Below are 20,730 nucleotides of genomic sequence, written 5' to 3' on the forward strand. Positions count from 1 at the left end.
TATGAAGGCCGCACTAATCGGACAAGGGATTTCTGGCTCCATGACGCCTGAGATGCACGAGGCGGAGGGCCGGGCGCAGGGTATCGATCTGAGCTACGGTAGGATCGACACGGCAAAAGAGCCATTTCGTGGAATGTCGGTCGCTGATTTATTGCATTTTTCAGTTGAATTAGGCTGTGCGGCGGTCAACGTGACACACCCCTACAAAGCATCAGTCATTGATCATCTCGATGAGCTTTCCAAAACCGCTGAGGAGCTTCAAGCTGTAAACGCGGTGGTTTTTTGTGACGACCGAATGGTTGGCCACAACACCGACTACATAGGTTTCCACAGTGCCTTCGGAGATTTTTTGGGATCATCGAAGACTGAAACGGTTCTCATGTTTGGTGCTGGAGGCGCGGGCAGTGCAGTCTCTTTGGCTTTGCTTGATTCAGGTGTTCGAAACCTGGAGATCATCGATCCTGACTTCCACCGAGCGCAGGCGCTGGTCAGTCGACTAAAGGTCTTGCGCCCTTGTGCAAAGCTTCAGGGTTCCCCCTCGATTTCGTTGGAACGGGTCAAATTTGTGGACGGAGTGGTCAATGCAACACCGCTCGGGATGGATAAGTACCCCGGGTCGGTGATTGATCCATCATTGTTGCGGCCGGATGCTTGGGTGGCAGATATAGTATATTTCCCGCTCGAGACACACCTTCTGAGAAGCGCCCGCACAACTGGGTTAAAAGTGATGAATGGTGCTGGAATGGCAGTTCATCAGGCTGCAGCGTCTTTTGAAATCTTCACCGGCTGCACCGCCTCAATCAGTCGTCTTCAAAGCGTTTTCGATTCACTTCGTCAGCAGCGCATGCGCGAGTTTAGAGGTGCAACGGTATGACAAACGACGAGCAAGCTATCCGCCAATGGTGGCGTACCTCCATCATCGACATGAAGCCCGGTCAGATCGCTTTTCGTGGCAACGCCATAGAGGACCTGATCGGGAACGTATCTTTCCCGCAGATGATCTGGCTGATGGTGCGGGGCGATCTGCCGAGCGACGCACAGGCGCGCCTGTTCGAGGCTGCTTTGGTCGCAGGCGTGGATCACGGTCCGCAGGCCCCCTCGATCGCGGCTGCGCGTATGGCTGCCACCTGCGGGGTAGGTCTCAATAATGCGATGGCGACTGCGGTGAACATGCTGGGCGACGTGCACGGCGGGGCAGGAGAGCAGTGTGCAGAGCTGTACTATGATATCGCAATCCGCATGGAAGCGGGAGCTTCGCTGAATGACGCTGTTCGGGATGGCTTGGGCAATTGGCGCGAGACCTACGGCAAAATCGTATCGGGCTTTGGTCACAGGTTTCACAAACCTGTCGATCCACGCGCACCACGATTGATGCAACTTGTTCGAGATGCGGCGGCAGAAGGCACAGTTTCTGGCCGGTTTGCCGATATCGGAGAAGAGGTTCAAGCCGAACTGGGTCGTCAACGCGGCGGTCGGTCAATTGCCATGAATATCGACGGCGCGACAGCTGTGATCTTCTGCGAGCTTGGCTTTCCTGCGCCCTTGTCACGAGGGCTATTCTGCCTGTCCCGCTCGGTCGGAATACTCGCCCACGCTTGGGAACAGATGAACCAGGGTGGCCGCAACAAAGGGCCGATGCCCCCGAATTACTTACCCCTCTACGAAGACAGGAATGATGACACGTGAGACATCGAAATCCTTCCGGGTCGGCCTTATCGGCTGTGGTCGTATCAGCGATATCTATTTAAAAACACTATCCAAATTCTCAAACGTCAAGGTCGTGGCTTGTGCAAGCCTCGACCCTTTGGAAAGCCGAGCCAAAGCGGATCAATACGGCATCGCCAAGGCCTGCACGCCAGATGAAGTGATTGACGATCCGACGATTGACTGCGTTCTGAATCTGACAATTCCGGCGGCGCATGCCGAAATCAGCTTGCGTGCGTTGGAGGCGGGCAAGCACGTTTATTCCGAAAAGCCACTGGTCATGAACCGAACGGATGGCAAGGCGATTCTGCACATGGCCTCTGAAAAGGGGCTACTGGTCGGTTGCGCCCCCGACACGTTTCTGGGCGGTCGTTGGCAAACCGTTCGGCGCTTGATCGACGAGGGTGCCATTGGCAAACCGACAGGGGTTTTTGCCCATGTTGGTACCCACGGGACAGAACGCCACCATCCCAACCCGGATTTCTACTACCAGGCCGGTGGCGGGCCCTTGCTGGACCTTGGACCATACTACCTGACCGCCATGATCTGCTGTCTTGGACCAATTGACCGTGTCGCCGGAATGGCGCGGCGGACATTTGACCAGCGGATGATCGAAAACGGCCCTCGCAGCGGCGAATGGATAGATGTCGAGGTCGACACGCACTCTCTAAGCCTGCTGCAGTTCTCTTCCGGCGCTATAGGGTCGATGACCATGAGCTTCGACATCTGGGACAGCGAAACTCCGCGGTTCGAGATCTACGGTGAAAACGGCACCATCAGCATCCCAGACCCTGACCCGGTTCATGGTGCCAATATCTTTCAAGGGGATGTCTGGCTGAAAACGCGGGAGACCTCGCGCTGGTCTCATCAGCCGCGCCCAACCGGTCGCGAAGCCTGGCAGGTGGTCGACAACAAACATGGGTTCAATGAGGACAGCCGTGGTCTCGGCCTTTTGGATCTGGCCCTGGCGGCGCAAGATGGACGCCAACCCCGTGCAAGTGGAGCGCTCGCCTACCACGTTTTCGAGGTCATGGACGCGATCGAACGGGCACCGAAATTTGGCGCCTATCAGACGATAGAAAGCCGTTGCGCGGTTCCGGAGCCTCTGCCGGTCGATTTCCTATTGAATGAGAGGAAGGAGTTGGTTCATGCCGATTGAGACACTCGACTTTGCCCAGCCATTCTTTCGCGTCCAGCACATCACCAGTGAAGACAGAATTTCTATCGAGGGTCGCGCCATCGTCCTTAACCTTGGGGGGCGAAATCTCTCTGTCGAGGATCAGACCATTGCACCGCTTTCCTCTGTTATCGTGCAAGATAGCTCACTCAAAGGTGTGGAACGCGCAGTAATTGTCCACGGGTTCGACGCCCATGCCGATGAGAACGAGTTGTTCGCATGGGTGAAAGATACATGGCCATCTGCATTTGATGTTCGCCAAGAGGAGCGTCTGCGCGGTGTCAGCCACTACATGTCGCCAAAGGTCTTCGTGGGTAACGTTGGACTGACCATGTACCATTCAGGTTCGGTCCCATTGAATGTCGGATTGCACAAGGATCATCCGTTCTGCCCGGTACCGGGGTTTCGCGAAGTGCATACGCAAATCGTAGGCTTTGGCAAAATGCAGCAATGCCGTGAGCGGGATGTTGAAACCCTTTACCTCGAAGAATTCATGGCCCCTGGCACGACGCACAAACCGATGTATGACGCCGAAGGCAACTATCCTTGGCATCAATACGAGACGATTACCCCCAGCATTTTCATGGCGGTGGAAATGCTGCCGAAAGGCGTACGGGTCTCGGAAATGGAGATTCAGAATGGCTGAGAGACTTTTACCCCAAGACCTGAACTTCGACCGCCCTTTCCCTCGGTTGTCTCGCCGTTTGCGGCTGGGTGTTGTTGGCGGAGGACGGATCTCCGTCACGCAAGCAACGGCTGCGCGGATGACCGACCTGTGGGAGGTCGTCGCTGGCGCGCTCAGTTCTGACGCTGCGCGCAGCAAGGCGCGTGGGGTCGAGTGGTTTCTGCCGGCCGACCGGTGCTATGCGTCATTCGCCGAGATGGCAAAGGCCGAGGCGGCGCGCCTGGATGGCGTGGATGCCGTAATGATCACTACCCCGAACCACGTTCATTTCGAAGCGGCCAAAGCGTTTCTGGAGGCGGGTATTGACGTGCTGTGCGACAAGCCGCTGACCAACGAAGTCGACGAGGCCGAGGGGCTTGAGGAGATTACCGCGCGCACGGGACACATCTTTGCTGTCGGCTATGCGATGTCGTGTTTTCCAGTAATCCGTCAGGCCAAACAAATCGTGGCGGAAGGCGGCATCGGTAAAATCAACCAAATCCACGTCGAGTTCATGCAAGACTGGATGACGCCTGATGATGTTGCTGATGCGCCCCACGTCAAATGGCGGCTGGACCCAAAGATTTCTGGTCCAACCAGCTGTGTCGGCGATATCGGCACCCATGCCGCGCATCTCGCCAGCTTTGTCTCGGGTCTGCCCTTGACCGACCTGAGGGCCGAGTTCCATGTTTGCGGCGCGCCAAAGCCTTTGGAAGACACGGTGTTCATGTTCACCCGCTACCAAAATGAAATTCCGGGAACCTTGATGGCAACACGCCTTGCCCCGGGAAATCGGGGTGGGTTGAGGTTGCGGATATTTGGGAGCGAAGGCGGCCTCGAGTGGGATTTAGAGAATTCGGAGCAGCTGAAGTTCAATCGGTTTGGTGAACCGGATAATATCATAAGCCGAGGTCACGGGCATGGCATCGGCCCCGGCGCAGAACGTCTGATCCGTACCGCGCGCGGCTTCCCCGAAGGGATTATCGAAGCCTGGGCCAACCTCTATACGGAATTTGCCATGGCCGTAGCCGCGCGCCGGGATGGCGTCGCGATTCCGGCCGATTGGCTGACCTATCCCAGTGTCAATCAAGGCGCAGACGGTGTCCGATTCATTGATGCCTCCGTGCGCTCTCACCAGTCTGGAGGGGACTGGGTCACTCTCTAAGGCTCTGCCAACACGTTTGAAAAACACGCCCAGGCCGTTGCCTGGGCGCTTTCATTTCCGGCTAACTATTAGAAGTTGATATTTTTAAAAATATCAGATATTTTTTACTACGTGTGATGAATTTTAGATTCGCAGACACGTGGAGCTGTCATTCATGGTGAAACCTGAAGAGGCTGGCGCAAGCCCCTCTCTCTATTCCTTGGCGCATTTGACGCTGATTGGCTGTACGCCGCCCGAGTTGGTCTATATCGCCGCGCGGGCCGGTTACGATGCCGTCAGCCCCCGATTCATTCCGATGCATGTGCCCGGTGAATTCACTCAATCCCCAATCGACAGGGCACAGGTGCAGGCCACCAAAACTGCTCTCTCTACCACTGGCTTGAAAGTCCTCGATGTCGAACTTGCGCGCATCACGGAAGACGTCGATCCGCGCAGTTTTGAACCTTCTCTTGAGATCGGTGGGGAATTGGGCGCTAAACGCATGATCATGAGCGCGTGGACCAATACCCGCGATGATCGTGACTTCCTGATCGACGTCTATTCTGAAACCTGCGAACTGGCGGCGCCCTACGGGCTAACAGTGGACCTGGAGTTCCCAAGCTTCTCTCGCTTGCGCACTCTGGATGAGGCCCTGGATATTGTCCGCGCCTCTGATCAACCGAATGGCGGTATTCTGGTCGATACGCTTTATCTGCACCTCAGTCGCGTTGATCTGGGAGAGTTGCTACACGTCCCCTCGGACCTGTTTCACTTCCTGCATATCTCTGATTGCCTGCCCGGCATCGCCGATACGCGCGAGGGCATGATCCAGCTGGCGCGCGATGCGCGGCTCTATCCCGGCGAAGGCTGGATTGACTTCACCGGCATCATCGAACGGATGCCGCCCGTCGACTATTCCATCGAACTGCCCAACCAAAGCCGCGTTGCCGAGTTGGGATATGAAGAACACGCGCGTCGCTGTCTCAGCCACGCCAAGCGAACATTTGGCGAGGCGCGGTCACAGCGTCGTGTGCCCGATGCTGCAATTCTAAAACACCAAGAGGATCATCATGGGCAAAGAGCTCACTGAAAACGACCGCAACATGGCCGCCGATATGCTGGCACGCGCTCGCGCTGCCATGGCCGAGATCGAGGATTGGGATCAGGACAGGTTGGACCGCCTTTCTCAGGCCATTGCGTGGTATGCGGGTAATGAGAAAACCTTCACGCGTTTGGCTCAACAAGGCGTGGACGAGAGCGGCATCGGAGATCGCGCAGGGCGCCCTGCGAAGCGTTTCAAGATTCACATGGTGCTGCGAGACGTCTTGCGTACGCCCTCGACGGGGATCGTCGAAGTCGACGAAGAAAAGGGGCTCGTGAAATATGCCAAACCTGCCGGTGTGATCGCCTCCCTGATCCCGATGACCAACCCGGCGATGACGCCACCGGTGACCGGCGTGTCCGCCGCAAACGCCCGGAATGCGGTCATCTTCAGCCCGCACCCGCGAACCGCCCATACCACCTTCGAAATGGTCGAGGTTATGCGAGCAGCTTGTCGTGCTGCCGGTGCCCCCGAGGACTTGTTCCAATCCATTCGCAAACCGTCGATCCCATTGACGCAACATCTGATGGAGATCTGCGACCTGACTTTGGCGACGGGTGGCAAACCCATGGTCAAAGCGGCGTACAGTTCTGGGCGCCCGGCCTATGGCGTCGGCGCGGGCAATTCGTCCATCGTCATCGATGAAACCGCCGATCTGGACATCGCCGCGCAGAATACGCGTATTTCAAAGACCTCTGATTTTGGGTCCGGTTGCTCAGCCGATGGCAACATCATCATCCAGCGCTCAGTTTACGATGATATGGTCAAGGCACTTCAAGCCGAGGGCGGCTACCTGTGTTCGGATGAAGAGAAGGCCTTGCTCGAAGCGGCCATGTGGGACGAAAAGGGCAACCGTACGTTTCCGACCATCGCTTGTCCGCCGCAGCAAACGGCCAAGGTCGCCGGTTTTAGCATCCCCGAAGATCGCAAGTTTCTGATGGTTGAAAATCAGGGGCAAATCGGCCCGCAGCACAAGTTCTCCAAGGAAAAACTGACCACTCTGATGGCGCTTTATCACTTCGACACGTTCGATGACGCGCTGGAAACGGTCAGCCAGATCTACAACACCGGGGGCAAAGGTCACTCCTGCGGCATCTACAGCCACAACGACGATCACATCGATCGGTTAGCGCGCTTGGCCCCGGTTAGCCGCATGATGGTGCGACAGCCACAATCGAAGGCCAACGCAGGTGCCTGGACCAACGGCATGCCTATGACCAGCAGCCTGGGCTGCGGCATCTGGGGCGGCAACATCACCAATGAAAACGTCACCATGAAACACATGATGAACTACACCTGGGTCAGCCGTCCCATCCCCGAGGATCGCCCCTCGGAGCCGGACTTGTTCGGTGAGTTCTACGGACAGGAGGTCGCGTGATGGACGGAGCTAAATTGGAAGGCAAAACCGTTGCTGAGCACATCGTCGATTTCCTTGAGCGTCGTGAGGTCAAACATGTGTTCGGTCTATGCGGTCACACGAATATAGCGGTTCTGGCCGCGCTGGCGGAAAGCCCCATCGATTTCGTCACCGTACGGCACGAACAAATAGCCAGCCACGCGGCGGACGCTTATGCCCGCGTGACGGGCAAGGCCTCGGTGGTGTTGTCCCATCTCTCCCCGGGTCTGACCAATTGCGCCACCGGGGTCGCCAACGCCGCACTGGACTGTATCCCGATGGTCGTGATCGCGGGCGATATTCCTACGCACTACTACGGCAAACATCCACATCAGGAAGTGAACCTCCATGCCGACGCCGCCCAGTGGGAGATCTATCGACCCTTCGTAAAACGCGCCTGGCGGGTCGACCGTGCAGATTTAATGGCCGAGATTCTTGAAAAGGCGTTCCATCTGGCTGAAAGCGGCCAGCCCGGGCCGGTACTGGTCAATGTTCCCATGGACATCTTTTCAGAGGTGATCCCCTCGGGCAGTTTCGACCGTATTCGCGACAACACGCGCGCTCTCAAGAAACCGTCAATTGACGACGAGACAGCGGGCGAGATTGTCGAAGCGTTGGCTAAAGCCGAAAGCCCAGTCGCTTATGTCGGAGGCGGTATTCTTCTGGCACAGGCCAGCGAGGAGTTGCGAGAATTTGTTGAACATATGGGCCTTCCAGTCGCGCATTCCCTGATGGGTAAAGGCGCGTTGCGAGACGACCACCCGCTTGTGCTGGGAATGACCGGGTTTTGGGGCACCGAGTTGGTCAACCAGTCCTGCTTGAATGCGGACTACATCTTTGCCGTGGGCACTCGGTTCAAAGAGGCTGATTGTTCAAGTTGGTACCCTGGCTACACGTTCAACATTCCCGGATCGAAGGTCATTCATATCGACATTGAGCCGCAGGAGATCGGTCGGAACTATCCCACTGAGATCGGAGCCGTTGCTGACGCCAAGGCCGCATTGCGCGTCCTCAACCGGGTCGCCCGCGAGATGTATCCGGACGGCTTCAAGCGCCCCGCGCTGGAGCAGAAGATAGCTGGCTTCCGGACGGACTTCAAAGCGCGCAACGAGGAAATGGCGACCTCATCGGCCTTTCCGATGATGCCCGAGCGTATTCTGGCGGATACCCGCAAGGCACTGCCTGAGGATGCCATCATCACCACGGACGTTGGCTGGAATAAGAACGGTGTTGGGCAACAGTTCGATATCCTGACACCCGGTTCGATCCTGACTCCGGGCGGGTTCGCGACGATGGGCTTTGGCCCTCCGGGAGCGATCGGCGCAAAACTGGCAACCCCTGACCGTGTGGTGATAAGTCTTGTTGGCGATGGGGGGTTCGGTCAGAATCCGTCGATGCTGGCAACCGCGGTCGAGCTTGATCTGGGCATCATCTGGCTGGTTATGAACAACAACGCCTTCGGCACTATCGCGGGCCTTCAAAAGGCGCATTACGGATTGACCTATGGAACCACGTTCCCCGGATCAGCCGCCGCACCCGCAAACGGACCGGGCTATGCCGACATAGCGCGAGCCTACGGCGCGGAAGGGCACAGACTCAGCGCTGCCGACGAACTGTTGCCCGCATTGGAAGCGGCAATCGCCAGTGGCAAGCCAACCGTGCTGGATGTGCCAATGATCAACAACCCGACACCAACGACCGGTCATTGGAACATCCTGGACATTTATTCGCCGGACAAGGATGTTTCTCACGTCGCGACCTGACGATACTGAGCGCGGTAAGCCGCGCCAGTCTTTTACTTTCAATAGGCCCAAGTCAGCCAACCCTTCTGAGAGCCTTCGGTGCCGCAAGAAGATCTAACTGGGTTTACAGCCCTAACAGCTCTCGATCTGAGTCGCGTGAGATACGTTCGTGCAGAAGCTTGAGCAACCGATCAGCTTTGTCTCTCTCAATTTCCTCGAGAAGCTTCAAAACAGCAGCGCCATAGATAATCTTCTTGCGCGTTTCATTACGTCGTCGTTGTTTGCCCGCCCTGGCCTGAAGGTCCCTGAGTCTCGCGCGCGCATGTTCGATTTGTTGATCCAGGTCCGCCATTTCGTTCTCCATTGATTGAGGTGGTCGAACAGGAAATGCGGCCCGGATCCCGGCTTCGCCACCCGGGCACGAAAATGTGGCTCCGCCAGGCCGCCGTGTGAGCGGCCGTCCGCATGCCCGCTGGGCAATGCGCGCAGTTACGCAAACTTGGAGTTTGTCTGCGCGCCTGCCGCGGGCTTTTTTGTGCGGAGATCGGGTTGGGGCCCGATGTCCTTTACATGATACACCCCGCCAGCAGACTCGAAGTCATCCTGCATTCTCGTGCCGACGGTCGCTCCGCCGTCAAATCCGCCGCTTACACCGCGCGCACCACCTTCCGGGATGCGCGGGTTGGACGACGGTTTTCGCCGGGCAGAAAGGGTGGCCTCCTGTCGCATGAATTGATCAACTGGACAGGAAACGCCGAGGAGCTCTGGAACGCAGCCGAGCGTTCTGAGCGCCGAAGGAATGCAAGAGTCATCCGCGAACTGCGCCCATCCTTGCCACGCGAGCTACCGCTTCTCGAGCAGGTTGGGCTTGTCCGCGGCTTTTGCCTCTGGCTTCGCGATGAATACGGCGTTGCCGTTCAAGCCGACATTCACGCGCCGCGTTTCCTGTGCCCTGAGGAAGAGAAACGGCACAGTGCGGGCAAACTCGAACTGACGCGAGAAGACTACGAGCAGAGGCTCTTCAATCCATCGAAGACCAACCTGAATTTCCACGCCCACATCCTGATGACGACGCGGAAGGTTGATAGGATCACGGGCGATTTTGGTGAGAAAACGCGCGTTCTTGACGACAGAACCTCCGGCCCAGGAGAAATCAAACGTATCCGTGGAGAATGGGAAAAGCGGACCAACGCGGCCCTGCGCAAGATTGGCTCTCCAGCGCGGGTTGATCTTCGTTCGTATGCCGAAATGGCCAAGACGGGCGATGCACCGCAAGGCCTGGCAAGACAAGATCATGTCGGGCCACGCAGATCTGCCAGGTCGCGCCGCAGACTGCAAGAAAGCGGAAGCGACGACACAGTTGCCGGAGTGCGGCGCCAGGCTGTCCAAGAACTCAATTCAACACTCTGGCACTCTTGGTTGCAGCTGCGCGCCCTGGAGCGTCAGAGAGATGACCTCGAAGCGGATCGTATCGCGCGGGAGAGAGAGGCTGCCCGCAAGAAAACGGCCAGCAATGAGAAACGTCGAATGCTGGAGGCGCGATCCGAGCGCGAAGTGAAAGCAGCGCTGGAAGCTTCGTCGCAAATTGAATGTCTCAGAACTGAAACAGCATACCAGAAAGCGGTGCGATGGGCGACAGAAGGCATAGAAGCCGATCCATTAGATACCCTCGATGAGGAATTCTCCTCTGATGTCGACCTTGAGGCGTATCACCTACCTCAGCTCCAGCAGAATGATCGGGTCTCCGTCTCCGTCAACAACAGCGGCTTCGACAGAAACTCCGCGGGGACGCCCGTATTAGGTGAACTCGCTGACGCAGCGCTGGATCGACTTCATCGCGTTCGCGCACGACTACATGCAGAACGCGATATCCGGCGCTCCCGCAGGTTCGGATGCAGAGGCTCGGGTCGTAAGATACCCGCCGTCACGGTTGAAACGCGTCGCAAAGGACGGCCGGATACGCGGGAGGTGCGCTATGTATGATAGCATCGCGCAGCAGTTATTGCCGATCGAAGCGGCGATCCTCGAAGCGCTGAACATGGTGCCCTCGGCGTCGAAGGCACTCGACATGCTGATCGACAATCTGGAACCCAGAGGCGCGCGCATAGCCTATCGTTTTGGCTCGCGCCTCCGTGCGGGCGAAATGTTCGGTGATCGCGATCTCGACGACCTCGAATCTCTGCTCCAGCCTGTTCTGATTGAGATAGAAGGCGGATGGGTGAGCGAGGTGATTGCAGACGAGCATTGCCCTGACGGTGCCTGGATCAACAAGCGGCTGACAAATCGGGCAGCCGAATTGAACCGTACGGTTGAACCTCTGGTAACGCTTCGCAGGCGTCTTCAACTCATCCAGAATCTGCGCCGGGCCGACCGAATAACACGCCGAGTGATCGCTGAAGCGCAGACTTAGCCTGCAGCTTTCGGAGAGCGTTTCTCGCTCTCCGAACCGTTCGGATTAAACTGCGTTTCTAAATTTTCTAAAAGAGACCGATCTCACGCTCGTTGAAACATAAAGCGAGCACTATGACAGTTCAAAAAACGATCCAAACCGATTTTTCGATTTGTGAAGAGATCACCAAGTCCCCAGCAGCAAAGCAAAACCCGACGCCAGATGTTGGTTTGCTTGAGCTCGTCCGGGAATTGGCCCGGGCGGCAGCACAACAAGACGCGAGGAACTCGAGAGAATGCAACGCCGCGCTGCGATCTACGCCCGCTATTCGACCACGCTCCAATCGGAGCGCTCCATTGAAGATCAGGTGGAGCTTTGCCGAAGCTACCTGAGACGCGAGAAATACCGATTAGTCCAAGTTTTTGAAGACAAGGCCATGTCATCCGCGACCCTGGTCGGGCGAGTTGGCCTTGCCAATCTTCTCGAAGCAGCGAGAGCTGGCGAAATTGATGCATTGGTTGTCGAATGCGTCGACCGAATTAGCCGAGATATCGGAGATCTTCAGTATGTGCAAAAGCAGCTTAGCTTCGCAGGCGTCGATATCATCTCTGCCAGTGAAGGGGTTCAGTCCGAGCTTCAAATCGGTTTCCGCGGCCTTTATGGTACGATGTTCCTTAAGGACCTCCGTGAAAAAGTTCATCGCGGAATGTCAGGCAACATTGCCAAGGGTTTGAGTGCCGGCGGCAAGGCTTATGGCTACTCACCCATATCGGGGAAACCCGGTGAGCTTCAGATCGAAGCACACGAAGCGAAAGTTATACGCCGAATTTTTTTGGCCTACTCTAAAGGAGCCTCCCCGCGAGATATTGCTCATGATCTCAACGCTCAGGGTGAGTTGCCGCCACGTGGGCCAAAGTGGAACGCTTCCACGCTGAACGGCAATAAGAAGCGCGCTTATGGAATCCTCCGCAACTCACTCTACGCGGGCATCCTCGTCTGGGATCGCGTCAAGATGGTGCGCGATCCGACAACAGGAAAAAGAGTCAGCCGCGAAAAGCCGGCCGAAGACTGGAAGTATGCAGAGGTTCCGCATCTACGTTTAATCGTTGAGGAACTGTGGGATGCGGTTCAGAAACGGTTGGCCAAGCAGTCCGAAAATAAGCGCTCCGGAAAGTCGACTCGCAAACCCTTGCGTCCATTCTCGGGCCTGCTTAGGTGCGGTTGCTGCGGTGGTGGCATGTCTATTCATGACCGAAACGGCAGTGCTATCCGGATCCGTTGCTCTGCATCTAAAGAGAGTGGCTCATGCAACAATAATGGGAAGGTTCGCCTCGACAAGATCGAAAGCGCCCTGCTGGCCGAACTAAGAAAAGAGCTGTCGATGCCAACCTACATCAATGAATTCATCCGTGCCTACAATGAAGAACGTCGCGAACTCAACGCAGCCGGCAAACCAGACAGGAAGAAACTTGAACGCACGGTAGCAGAAGCCAACAAGCTGCTATCGCGTCGTATCGAACTTTTCGAGATGGGTATTCTTGAAGGAGTCGAAGGAGAGGCAAAGTTGACTGAGGCCAAAGAACGCGCTTCGGTTGCCATGGATGTGTTGGCCAGCTTTGACGAGAAGGAGCAGCCGTTCGAGTTCAATCCAGCAACAGCTTCCAAGTATGTCACGGCCCTGGATGAAATGATCTCTTCTATGCAGGCGCACGACGGCAATTCGAATCCAAAAGCACGTGATGCGGTGCGCGGCTTGATTTCGGAGATCGTTGTGTCTCCGACCGAGGAAGACGGCGTGCCGGTCGAGGTGAAGGGCCGCCTTAGCGCCTTGGTTTCAAACCGTTCCAAAAAGGTGGGGGGTTTGGTGGTAGCGGAGGAGGGACTTGAACCCCCGACACGCGGATTATGATTCCGCTGCTCTAACCAACTGAGCTACTCCGCCACGAGTGACAGGCGATTTAAGGGAGGGGTCCGGCAGGGTCAAGAGGGAAATGGCGGTCCGTGGCGGAATCTTTCACTCTTTGGTCTGACCTGCCGAATCCAATCGGGATGAGCGGCAATTATCGGCAATCTTTCGGATGAACGATGCGCAAATTTCCGGGATGGTGATGAGGATCATATGGCCGTGCTTGCCAGTTTCCTCGTAGGTCAGGCCGAATTCTGTCATCGGAGGGCCGTGCTGCGCGGCTGAGAGGATGGCGTCCTGAGCGCCGTAAAGAATACCGCCCGGCACTTGCAGTTCCGGGTAGCGGCGGCATTGGTCTTCGATGCTGGTATCCACGCCAACCACGTCCTGCGAGGCTGTGATGAAGGCTGATGGACGCAGCCCCAGGGCACCGCCCGCCCGGTCCAGGAAATCCGCCGGGGCGGGCTCGGGCTCAAAAACGGCGCTCAGAACATGGGGCGCTGTCTTTGCCGCCAGCGGCACGGCGATCGTATTTCCGATCAGGTTGCGCAACCAGGCAGTCCGGATTTCCAGCGGTTTGAAAACCTGTGGCGGCGCGGGCATTTGCTGTGTCAGCGGGGCCAGCAACGCGAGCCCCGCAATCCGGTCGGGATATTCAAGGGCCATCGCCAGCGACACCGCCCCGCCCAGAGAATGCCCGACCAGAATGACGTCGGTGACCGATTTTTGGTCCAGAAACTCCTGTATCATCCGGGCCTGCTCCGGAAGGGTGCCCAACGACGCGTCGTCCCGGGTGGAATACCCGCAGCCAGGGCGATCAATGGCAATGACGTGGAAATCGTCCGTCAATTCGTCCATCAGCGCATAGGTGTAATGCTGTAGCTGCCCCGACAGACCGTGGATCATCACGATGGTCTGGTTGGTGGGATCTCCACGCTCGACATAGTGGATGCTGCCGCCATCAACCGCGACCACCTGACCCGGTTGAGGCACCCTTTCGAACCCCTTTTTGGTCAGCCGCCGCGTCCAAAGGTTCGTGGCCAGCAGAAAGAGGCCCAATGCGCCCAGCAAGATCAGGATAGTCGTCATCTACAATTCTCCATTCGGCGTGGGCACTGGACGGTATTGTTCCAAACCCGCCTGCGCCATCCTCTTTTCGTACTCCGCCACGGTGCCGGGCCACAGCGTGGTGTTGCGCCCTTGCGCATCCTGATACCACGACGTGCAGCCGCCGGTCTGCCAGACGCTGTCGGTGTGCCGTTCGCGCATCTCGCGTGTGAACTCATCCTGTTTCGCGGCATCCGGCATGATGGCCTTCAGCCCTTTTTTCTTCATCTGCGCCAGAACGCGGCCAATGTGTTTCACCTGGGCTTCAATCATCAGAACAACCGAGTTGTGCCCCAGCCCGGTATGCGGCCCCAGCAATATGAAGAAGTTCGGGAAACCGGCGATCGCGGTGCCCAGATTGGCCTGCATTCCGTCGCCCCAAGCTTTGTGCAGGGTAATTTCGTTGACGCCCGAGATGTCCAGTCGTTGCACCACATCCGTGACGTGAAAGCCGGTCCCCCAAATCAGAACGTCAGCCTGAACCGTGCTGCCATCTGTTGCGATGATCTGGTCGGACTCAATGGATGCCACCCCTTGCGCAACAAGATGGACGTTGTCGCGGGCCAGTGCCGGGTACCAGTCGTTCGAGCTCAGGATACGTTTGCACCCGATCCGATAACCGGGCGTCAGCATCTTCTGCTTGGTAGGATCCGGGATCGCGCCAGTCAGTGATTTACGCCACATTTTCATTGCGAAATTCACCATGCGCGCCTCGCCGCGAAATACTTTGTGGCGGTACTCAAAAATCATGTAGATCAGCTTGCGCCGCAGGCGTGGCAGCAGGGGGACGTGACGGTAGAGGCGACGTACCCATGGTGCAATTGGGCCGTCAGGGCGCGGCAGGACATAAGGCGGGCTGCGCTGGAAAACGGTGACATCCGCCGCGGATTTGGCGATCTCGGGCACGAACTGAACCGCGGATGCGCCAGTGCCCACAACCGCGACGCGTTTGCCGGCCAATGGGACGTCGTGATCCCATTCGGCGGAATGAAAGCAAGGGCCGGGAAAGCTCTCGGCGCCGGGGATATCCGGAATGTTCGGCACATGCAGCGCACCAATTGCCGAGACCAGAAACCTTGCGGTCCAGTGCTGACCTTCATGTGTTTCGACCTGCCAGCTTGTGCCGTCCCAACTGGCAGATTTCAGGCTTTGGTGAAAATGGCACAGATCGTATAGGCCCTCGGCGCGAGCGATCTTCTGCAGATAGGACTGAATCTCGGCACCGCCCGCATAGGCCCGACTCCAGTCCGGGTTCGGGTGGGTGGCCATTGAATAGAGATGCGAGGGGATATCACAGGCAACGCCGGGATAAGTATTCTCGCGCCAGGTCCCGCCGATATCGCCTGCTTTTTCAAGGATGGCGATGTTGGTAACTCCGCGCTTTCGCGCCTCCAGCGCCATGGTCAGCCCGGAAAACCCGGCGCCAACGATCAGCATGTCAGTCACGTTTTCCAACGTTTGCCCCTCCGGTGACGGTCCGATTGAAGCCCCGGGCAGGATAGAAGTTTTAGCGCGCGTGTGAACAGGGCGACGTTAGGGCAGTGTAACGGCGAGGAACGTCACCGTCGACCGCTGGCTCAGAACTCCAGCCGTTCCGCGCGCCCATGTTCAAACAGCCGGTAGTTCAGAACATCGGCCTCGGGCACGCCGGCTTCCAGCGCAAAGACAAAGGCATGGGTCAGATAGAAGCAGGCCGCGTCCAGGTCGAGAACGGCTTCACGCTCGTCCGCGGCCTGTGTGTAATAGCGGACAAGGTCTACGTGGTCGCCTCGGGAATGTGCATCCAGCAGCAGCCGATCCAGCGTAGCCCGTTGATCTTGATCTGTCCGATCCTTCACCCGGCCGTTCCTCAGACTGTCCGGCCGTTTTCGATCTGCGTGGCCACCCAGTGGTGGAAGCAATGGGTCGGTCCGTCCATCGCCGGCGAAAACCGCCCGCCGTCAAACAGAACGCCGTGCCGACCTTTCTGCATACCTTCCACGACGAAAACATCCTCTTCGAAAACGGTTTTCCAGAGCTGCGCGTTCGAGGCGCGCAACCCGTCATGCTCGGGCGTTTCGGCTTCGCTTTTGGCGTAATACAGCTCGATATGTTCCACCGTGTTCTCCTGATCGACAGGCTCGAGAACGATGGCAAAGCTGTGGTCGCGCTGGACGCCCAACAGCACGTTGGGATACAGCGCGACATATTCCGCGCCCTCATCCCACTTGTCGCTCAGGCCGGCAAAATCCTGCAGCGTGGCACCGTCCTGATCTGTCAGTTGACGGTAAACCAGCGTTCCCTGGCCCGAGTAGTGGTTGCGCGCTTCGATATTATAGTGATCTTCCAGGCGGGAATAGCTGTTGAGACCGGGATGCACCCACGGCAAATGATAGCTTTCGCAATAGTTCTCGACTGCGAGCTTCCAGTTGGACTTGATCTCAAGCTTGAAGGACGATGTCTCGCCGCCGTGAAAGATAGGCTGTTCAAATTCGCCCCAGCGTTCCATCAGCGGTCCGTGAACCTCTTCGAAATCGGGAGCGTTGCCGCTGACATTGACGAAGATCACGTCACGCCAGACGTAAGACCGAATCCGTACCAGCCCCAGATCGTCCTTGTCGATGTCTTCATGCTTGTTCTGTCCCGGTCCCCCCACATGAGGCGTCGCGTGCAGCTTGCCTTTCAGGCTGTAGCACCAGCTGTGATAGGGACAGCGGATGGCACCGCCGATTTTTCTGGGCGTATCCACCAGGATCATTCCGCGATGCCGGCAGGTGTTCTGAAACACGCCGATCTCGCCGTCGCGGTCGCGCACGATCAACAGGGGCATACCCAGAAAGTCCACTGGTTTGGCGTCTCCTTCCTCGGGGACGTCCTTGCCAAACCCGATACCAGACCAATTCGAAAACAGGACCGACTGTTTTTCTTCGGCAAAAACCAACGGGTCGATATAATGTTCGTTCGGCAGGCCGTTTGCGATATTCACATTGTTCAGAACGGATGACAGAACACTATGCTTGTTCATCGGGCTCTCCTGACTCTTGGCTGGATGCATTTCAATCGTTTTGACGGAACCGCCGTCCCCGCTTCAATATCAGAAATCCTCATCACAGCTTGACCTGATCTAATCCGAATTCTGACGCACCTCCTGAATGATCCAGTTCTTGAGCGCGCGAGCATTCTCGGTCAGTTCCTCTTCCGGTCGGCCGACCAGGTAGAACTGGTTGGGGGCCGTCAGGCGATGCGGGCCGATCGGAACCAGTTTCCCCGATTGCAACATAGGCCTGATCAGGCGTTGCCATCCAAGTGCCAGTCCTGCGCCCTTGCGCGCAAGCTGCAAGGCCACCGAGTAGCTGTTGACGCGTGTTTCCACCGGGATGTTTCCTGAATAACCCAGAATTTGAAACCAGTCCGGCCATGTCGTCCAGGTCTGATCCTCTGAATCCAGATGAATAAGCCGCTGGGCGGCCAATTGTTCCAAATCCGCACCCGCAAGTCTTTCGGCCATGTCCGGGCTGCCGACCGCGATCAGCTGATCTCGGTACAGCGGGGTATGCGACAGCGTACGGTCATTGTCCTTGCCGTATCGGATGAAGAAATCAATCTCGGGCCGGTTCCTGAAAGGACGATCCTGCGAGATCTGATCGACATTGACTTCAGGCGTTTCCCGCCAGAACCGGATGATGGAGGGTGACAGCCACAATGCGGCGACGGCCGTTGTCGATCCGACGGTCACCTTGCCGCCCGACGTGCGGTCGCGGATCGTCGCCAGCGTCTTTGAGATACGCCCGAAGGACGTGGACAATGCCTCGTACAATGCCCTTCCGTCCTCGGTCAGGTCCACACCGCGATGCTTGCGTTGAAAAAGCGCTGTATCCAGATCGCCTTCCAGCGCCTTGATCTGATGGCTGACTGCACCGGGTGTGACCGACAATTCCTCGGCGGCGTTCTTGAAGCTCAGATGCCGTGCTGCTGCCTCGAAGGCAGAAAGGGTGGTCAAAGGCGGCAGTTTATAATGGCGTCTGGACATGCGTAATCAGTACTCGGTTTAGGATCATTCAAGTGAATAATAGAATTTTCTCGGTTGTAGAACTGATTTTGCTAAATAATAGATGCATCTGTCAGTCACAAATGGCGGCTGGGGTCGGCAATGGGTCGGATAGTGTCGGTAAACGCCGAATACGACCGAAATCGACCTTGTATGCAGACGAACCAATGAGGGTCGAGTACAATAGGCTGCAAAAAACGCCGTTGAACAGGTCCGCAGACAGTTTCGGGTTCCGTGCCAATTCTGGGCGTCACCCGTGTGAAAAAAAACTGGAAGGCCAGGGCGCAGCACGTGTTTTCGGACCAGGTTGCGCTGAAATCTGTGCGTATGGGAGCGCGCGTTGGCACTTCCCGGGGTTGAAAGGGTTTCATGTGTACCCCGGCCGCATGCCCGGTCGTCAGCTACAGCAGGACGTCGGCGCGAAGGTGCATACGCAACCACGCAGACCCCCAAAATAATGACATCGCCATGGAGGAGAGAATATGTCAGTACCCGAACCGTTCACGGATCTCGAGATAGAAACGGCGGATGCCGGTTTCTACGAGAACTACAGCGTCCCGATCGCCCTGATCAGCAAAGGGATCATGGTCGCGCTCGTACTTTGGGCGCTGGTGTTCCCGGCCAATGCGAACAGCACGCTCGGCAGCTGGAACGGCAGGCTGCTTGAAGTATTCAACAGCTTCTACGTTATCATCGTCGGGCTGTTCTTCTTCTTCCTTGCCATCGTTGCGATCCTGCCATCCACCGGCCGGCGGATCATGGGTACACCGGGTGAGAAGCCCGAATTCTCGAATTTCTCGTGGTTCTCGATGATGTTCGGCGCGGGTCTGGGTGTTGGCCTGATGGTGTTTGCCACCGCCGAACCTCTGGGTCTATGGGGCTCGAACCCCGTGGTGGTCTCGGGCTCGGTCGAGGGCAACTCGCCTGAGGCGCTGCAATCCGCATATCGCTTCACATACCTGCACTACGGCTTCCACGCCTGGGCGATCTACGTGGTAACCGGGCTGTCGCTGGCGTATTACGCCTATACGCGCAACATGCCCCTGACGATCCGCTCGGCGCTGACGCCTCTGTTTGGCCGCCTGATGAACGGGTTTCTGGGCCACACCGTGGACGTTCTGGGTGTTGTGGCGACTATTCTGGGTGTCTCGGTCACCATCGGCTACGGCGTCAGCCAGTTCATCGACGGTCTTTATGCCATTACCGGCATGCAGTGGATCATGGATATGGGCGGCGAGGTTCCGACCCCCAGCAAGGTCGGTCTGATTTCGGGGCTGGTCGTCATCATGGGCCTGTCGATCATTTCGGCGGTTTCCGGTGTTGGCCGGGGCGTCAAGTACCTGTCGAACCTGAACCTTGTGCTGTCGATCATCCTTCTGGGCACGTTCATCGTCTTCGGCTCGTTTGTCTTCGCCATGACCACCTACGGCTCGGCGATGGTGGACTACATTCTGCACTTCCTGTCGCTCAGCTTTAATGCCTATGGCCCGCTTTCGGCCGAAGCTTTTGCAGCAGCTCTGCCCGCCGAGGCGCAGGCGCATGCGGCTGACCTGATGGGCGGCGCAACCAATGCCTGGGGCAGCTTTGATGGCTTCAAGGGCGGTCTGGAAGGTGCAGCCGCCGAATTGGACGAAGCCACCCTGACCGCGGCTTATGCAGCAGGCGAGCAGGGCCGTCAGTTCGGCTGGCAGGCAGGCTGGACCACATTCTACTGGGCCTGGTGGATCGCGTTCTCGCCCTTCGTGGGCCTGTTCCTGGCGCGCATCTCCAAGGGTCGCAGCGTGCGCGAGTTCATCCTGGGTTGCGTCTTCGCACCGGCACTGGTCTGCTTTGCATGGATGACCGTACTGGGCGGCACCGCGATCGATCTGGAACTGGCAGGCGCGGCGGAAGGCGCAATCATCGGGGCCTCGAACACCAACAAACTGTTCGTGACACTGTCCTACATGATCGACGGCGGGCTGTTGTCCATGCTGAACGTCATGTGCGTGATCCTGATCATGACCTTCCTGGTGACCTCTGCGGACTCGGGCATTCTGGTAATGAACACCATCATGTCCGGCGGCAGCCAGGAAACCGGTATCAAGCACCGCATCATCTGGGGTGTGATCCTGACGGCCGTGATCGGCGCACTGGTCCTCGCTGCGGGTGAAAACAACCCAATGGATGCGCTGCGCAATGCGATGATTATCGGTGCACTGCCCTTTACCATGGTGATGGGCCTGATGTGCATCGCGCTGGGCAAGGCGTTGTTCCGCGACGGACAGCGTGAAAAGCACGGTGTCTCTACCCAAGCCGCCGAATAATCGGATAGCGACAGACAAGATCAGGCGCCGCCCCGACAGGGGCGGCGCTGTTCGGTTTGGAACGGG

At 57.5% G+C, this 20,730-nt stretch carries 18 protein-coding genes and 1 tRNA gene; 12 read left to right on the forward strand and 7 right to left on the reverse strand.

Going from position 1 to position 20,730, the window contains the following annotated elements; all coding sequences use genetic code 11:
- Position 1: 1 nt before the first annotated feature.
- The 8 genes from ACR0MI_RS19860 (at position 2) to ACR0MI_RS19895 (ending at position 8,950) form a co-directional block, all read left to right on the forward strand.
- Complete coding sequence (locus ACR0MI_RS19860; RefSeq protein ID WP_170817237.1) at positions 2-874, forward strand: shikimate dehydrogenase; 873 nt, start codon at positions 2-4, stop codon at positions 872-874.
- Positions 871-1,686, forward strand: a complete 816-nt coding sequence (locus ACR0MI_RS19865; RefSeq protein ID WP_170612093.1) for a citryl-CoA lyase — start codon at positions 871-873, stop codon at positions 1,684-1,686. Before ACR0MI_RS19860 ends, ACR0MI_RS19865 begins: the two co-directional genes overlap by 4 nt.
- On the forward strand, positions 1,676-2,863 hold the full coding sequence (locus ACR0MI_RS19870; protein ID WP_480855383.1) for a Gfo/Idh/MocA family protein: 1,188 nt from the start codon (positions 1,676-1,678) through the stop codon (positions 2,861-2,863). Before ACR0MI_RS19865 ends, ACR0MI_RS19870 begins: the two co-directional genes overlap by 11 nt.
- Complete coding sequence (locus ACR0MI_RS19875; protein WP_170612089.1) at positions 2,853-3,527, forward strand: hypothetical protein; 675 nt, start codon at positions 2,853-2,855, stop codon at positions 3,525-3,527. Before ACR0MI_RS19870 ends, ACR0MI_RS19875 begins: the two co-directional genes overlap by 11 nt.
- The gene (locus ACR0MI_RS19880) at positions 3,520-4,710 is read left to right on the forward strand and encodes a Gfo/Idh/MocA family protein (RefSeq protein ID WP_170619226.1); all 1,191 of its coding nucleotides are present in this window, start codon (positions 3,520-3,522) and stop codon (positions 4,708-4,710) included. Before ACR0MI_RS19875 ends, ACR0MI_RS19880 begins: the two co-directional genes overlap by 8 nt.
- A gap of 154 nt (positions 4,711-4,864) precedes the next feature.
- Complete coding sequence (locus tag ACR0MI_RS19885) at positions 4,865-5,779, forward strand: sugar phosphate isomerase/epimerase family protein (RefSeq protein ID WP_170460332.1); 915 nt, start codon at positions 4,865-4,867, stop codon at positions 5,777-5,779.
- Positions 5,760-7,169, forward strand: a complete 1,410-nt coding sequence (locus ACR0MI_RS19890) for an aldehyde dehydrogenase family protein (protein WP_170612084.1) — start codon at positions 5,760-5,762, stop codon at positions 7,167-7,169. The genes ACR0MI_RS19885 and ACR0MI_RS19890 overlap by 20 nt, the downstream gene beginning before the upstream one ends.
- Positions 7,169-8,950, forward strand: a complete 1,782-nt coding sequence (locus ACR0MI_RS19895) for a thiamine pyrophosphate-binding protein (protein WP_170612083.1) — start codon at positions 7,169-7,171, stop codon at positions 8,948-8,950. Before ACR0MI_RS19890 ends, ACR0MI_RS19895 begins: the two co-directional genes overlap by 1 nt.
- Before the next feature lie 103 nt (positions 8,951-9,053).
- Here ACR0MI_RS19895 and ACR0MI_RS19900 read toward each other — a convergent pair whose 3' ends face one another.
- The gene (locus ACR0MI_RS19900) at positions 9,054-9,281 is read right to left on the reverse strand and encodes a hypothetical protein (protein ID WP_170612081.1); all 228 of its coding nucleotides are present in this window, start codon (positions 9,279-9,281) and stop codon (positions 9,054-9,056) included.
- Positions 9,282-9,499: 218 nt separating this feature from the next.
- On the opposite strand from ACR0MI_RS19900, the gene ACR0MI_RS19905 reads away from it, so the two are divergent.
- The 3 genes from ACR0MI_RS19905 (at position 9,500) to ACR0MI_RS19915 (ending at position 13,227) form a co-directional block, all read left to right on the forward strand.
- Positions 9,500-10,912 carry a MobA/MobL family protein gene (locus ACR0MI_RS19905; RefSeq protein WP_170817239.1) on the forward strand — a complete coding sequence of 471 codons (1,413 nt, stop codon included), beginning with the start codon at positions 9,500-9,502 and terminating at the stop codon, positions 10,910-10,912.
- Entirely contained in the window at positions 10,905-11,339 is a 435-nt protein-coding gene (locus ACR0MI_RS19910; RefSeq protein ID WP_170817240.1) for a hypothetical protein, read from the forward strand. Before ACR0MI_RS19905 ends, ACR0MI_RS19910 begins: the two co-directional genes overlap by 8 nt.
- Positions 11,340-11,613: 274 nt before the next feature.
- Entirely contained in the window at positions 11,614-13,227 is a 1,614-nt protein-coding gene (locus ACR0MI_RS19915; RefSeq protein ID WP_480440764.1) for a recombinase family protein, read from the forward strand.
- On the opposite strand, the gene ACR0MI_RS19920 is transcribed toward ACR0MI_RS19915, so the two are convergent.
- From ACR0MI_RS19920 to ACR0MI_RS19945, 6 genes are all read right to left on the reverse strand, one after another.
- Positions 13,184-13,260 (reverse strand) — tRNA-Met (locus ACR0MI_RS19920). The two genes, ACR0MI_RS19915 and ACR0MI_RS19920, sit on opposite strands and share 44 nt — an antisense overlap.
- 72 nt (positions 13,261-13,332) lie before the next feature.
- A complete protein-coding gene (locus ACR0MI_RS19925; RefSeq protein ID WP_170612056.1) occupies positions 13,333-14,313 on the reverse strand; it encodes an alpha/beta fold hydrolase in 981 nt (326 codons plus the stop codon).
- On the reverse strand, positions 14,314-15,777 hold the full coding sequence (locus ACR0MI_RS19930; protein ID WP_480440766.1) for a flavin-containing monooxygenase: 1,464 nt from the start codon (positions 15,775-15,777) through the stop codon (positions 14,314-14,316). It lies immediately after the preceding gene.
- Between the two features lie 131 nt (positions 15,778-15,908).
- Complete coding sequence (locus ACR0MI_RS19935) at positions 15,909-16,169, reverse strand: hypothetical protein (RefSeq protein WP_170612052.1); 261 nt, start codon at positions 16,167-16,169, stop codon at positions 15,909-15,911.
- Between the two features lie 11 nt (positions 16,170-16,180).
- A complete protein-coding gene (locus ACR0MI_RS19940; RefSeq protein WP_170612050.1) occupies positions 16,181-17,335 on the reverse strand; it encodes an aromatic ring-hydroxylating oxygenase subunit alpha in 1,155 nt (384 codons plus the stop codon).
- 99 nt (positions 17,336-17,434) lie between these two features.
- On the reverse strand, positions 17,435-18,340 hold the full coding sequence (locus ACR0MI_RS19945; protein WP_170612048.1) for a LysR substrate-binding domain-containing protein: 906 nt from the start codon (positions 18,338-18,340) through the stop codon (positions 17,435-17,437).
- A gap of 500 nt (positions 18,341-18,840) precedes the next feature.
- On the opposite strand from ACR0MI_RS19945, the gene ACR0MI_RS19950 reads away from it, so the two are divergent.
- Positions 18,841-20,664 carry a BCCT family transporter gene (locus ACR0MI_RS19950; protein WP_170612047.1) on the forward strand — a complete coding sequence of 608 codons (1,824 nt, stop codon included), beginning with the start codon at positions 18,841-18,843 and terminating at the stop codon, positions 20,662-20,664.
- Positions 20,665-20,730: the final 66 nt, after the last annotated feature.

The sequence above is a fragment of the Ruegeria sp. D4 genome, assembly GCF_056534475.1.

Bases quoted from the DNA above. Each gene is read 5' to 3' on its own strand.
- ACR0MI_RS19885 (WP_170460332.1), top strand. From the start codon at position 4,865: ATGGTGAAACCTGAAGAGGCTGGCGCAAGCCCCTCTCTCTATTCCTTG.
- ACR0MI_RS19900 (WP_170612081.1), bottom strand. From the start codon at position 9,281: ATGGCGGACCTGGATCAACAAATCGAACATGCGCGCGCGAGACTCAGG.
- ACR0MI_RS19860 (WP_170817237.1), top strand. From the start codon at position 2: ATGAAGGCCGCACTAATCGGACAAGGGATTTCTGGCTCCATGACGCCT.
- ACR0MI_RS19875 (WP_170612089.1), top strand. From the start codon at position 2,853: ATGCCGATTGAGACACTCGACTTTGCCCAGCCATTCTTTCGCGTCCAG.
- ACR0MI_RS19925 (WP_170612056.1), bottom strand. From the start codon at position 14,313: ATGACGACTATCCTGATCTTGCTGGGCGCATTGGGCCTCTTTCTGCTG.
- ACR0MI_RS19905 (WP_170817239.1), top strand. From the start codon at position 9,500: ATGATACACCCCGCCAGCAGACTCGAAGTCATCCTGCATTCTCGTGCC.
- ACR0MI_RS19880 (WP_170619226.1), top strand. From the start codon at position 3,520: ATGGCTGAGAGACTTTTACCCCAAGACCTGAACTTCGACCGCCCTTTC.
- ACR0MI_RS19950 (WP_170612047.1), top strand. From the start codon at position 18,841: ATGTCAGTACCCGAACCGTTCACGGATCTCGAGATAGAAACGGCGGAT.
- ACR0MI_RS19945 (WP_170612048.1), bottom strand. From the start codon at position 18,340: ATGTCCAGACGCCATTATAAACTGCCGCCTTTGACCACCCTTTCTGCC.
- ACR0MI_RS19915 (WP_480440764.1), top strand. From the start codon at position 11,614: ATGCAACGCCGCGCTGCGATCTACGCCCGCTATTCGACCACGCTCCAA.
- ACR0MI_RS19940 (WP_170612050.1), bottom strand. From the start codon at position 17,335: ATGAACAAGCATAGTGTTCTGTCATCCGTTCTGAACAATGTGAATATC.
- ACR0MI_RS19865 (WP_170612093.1), top strand. From the start codon at position 871: ATGACAAACGACGAGCAAGCTATCCGCCAATGGTGGCGTACCTCCATC.
- ACR0MI_RS19895 (WP_170612083.1), top strand. From the start codon at position 7,169: ATGGACGGAGCTAAATTGGAAGGCAAAACCGTTGCTGAGCACATCGTC.
- ACR0MI_RS19910 (WP_170817240.1), top strand. From the start codon at position 10,905: ATGTATGATAGCATCGCGCAGCAGTTATTGCCGATCGAAGCGGCGATC.
- ACR0MI_RS19890 (WP_170612084.1), top strand. From the start codon at position 5,760: ATGGGCAAAGAGCTCACTGAAAACGACCGCAACATGGCCGCCGATATG.
- ACR0MI_RS19870 (WP_480855383.1), top strand. From the start codon at position 1,676: ATGACACGTGAGACATCGAAATCCTTCCGGGTCGGCCTTATCGGCTGT.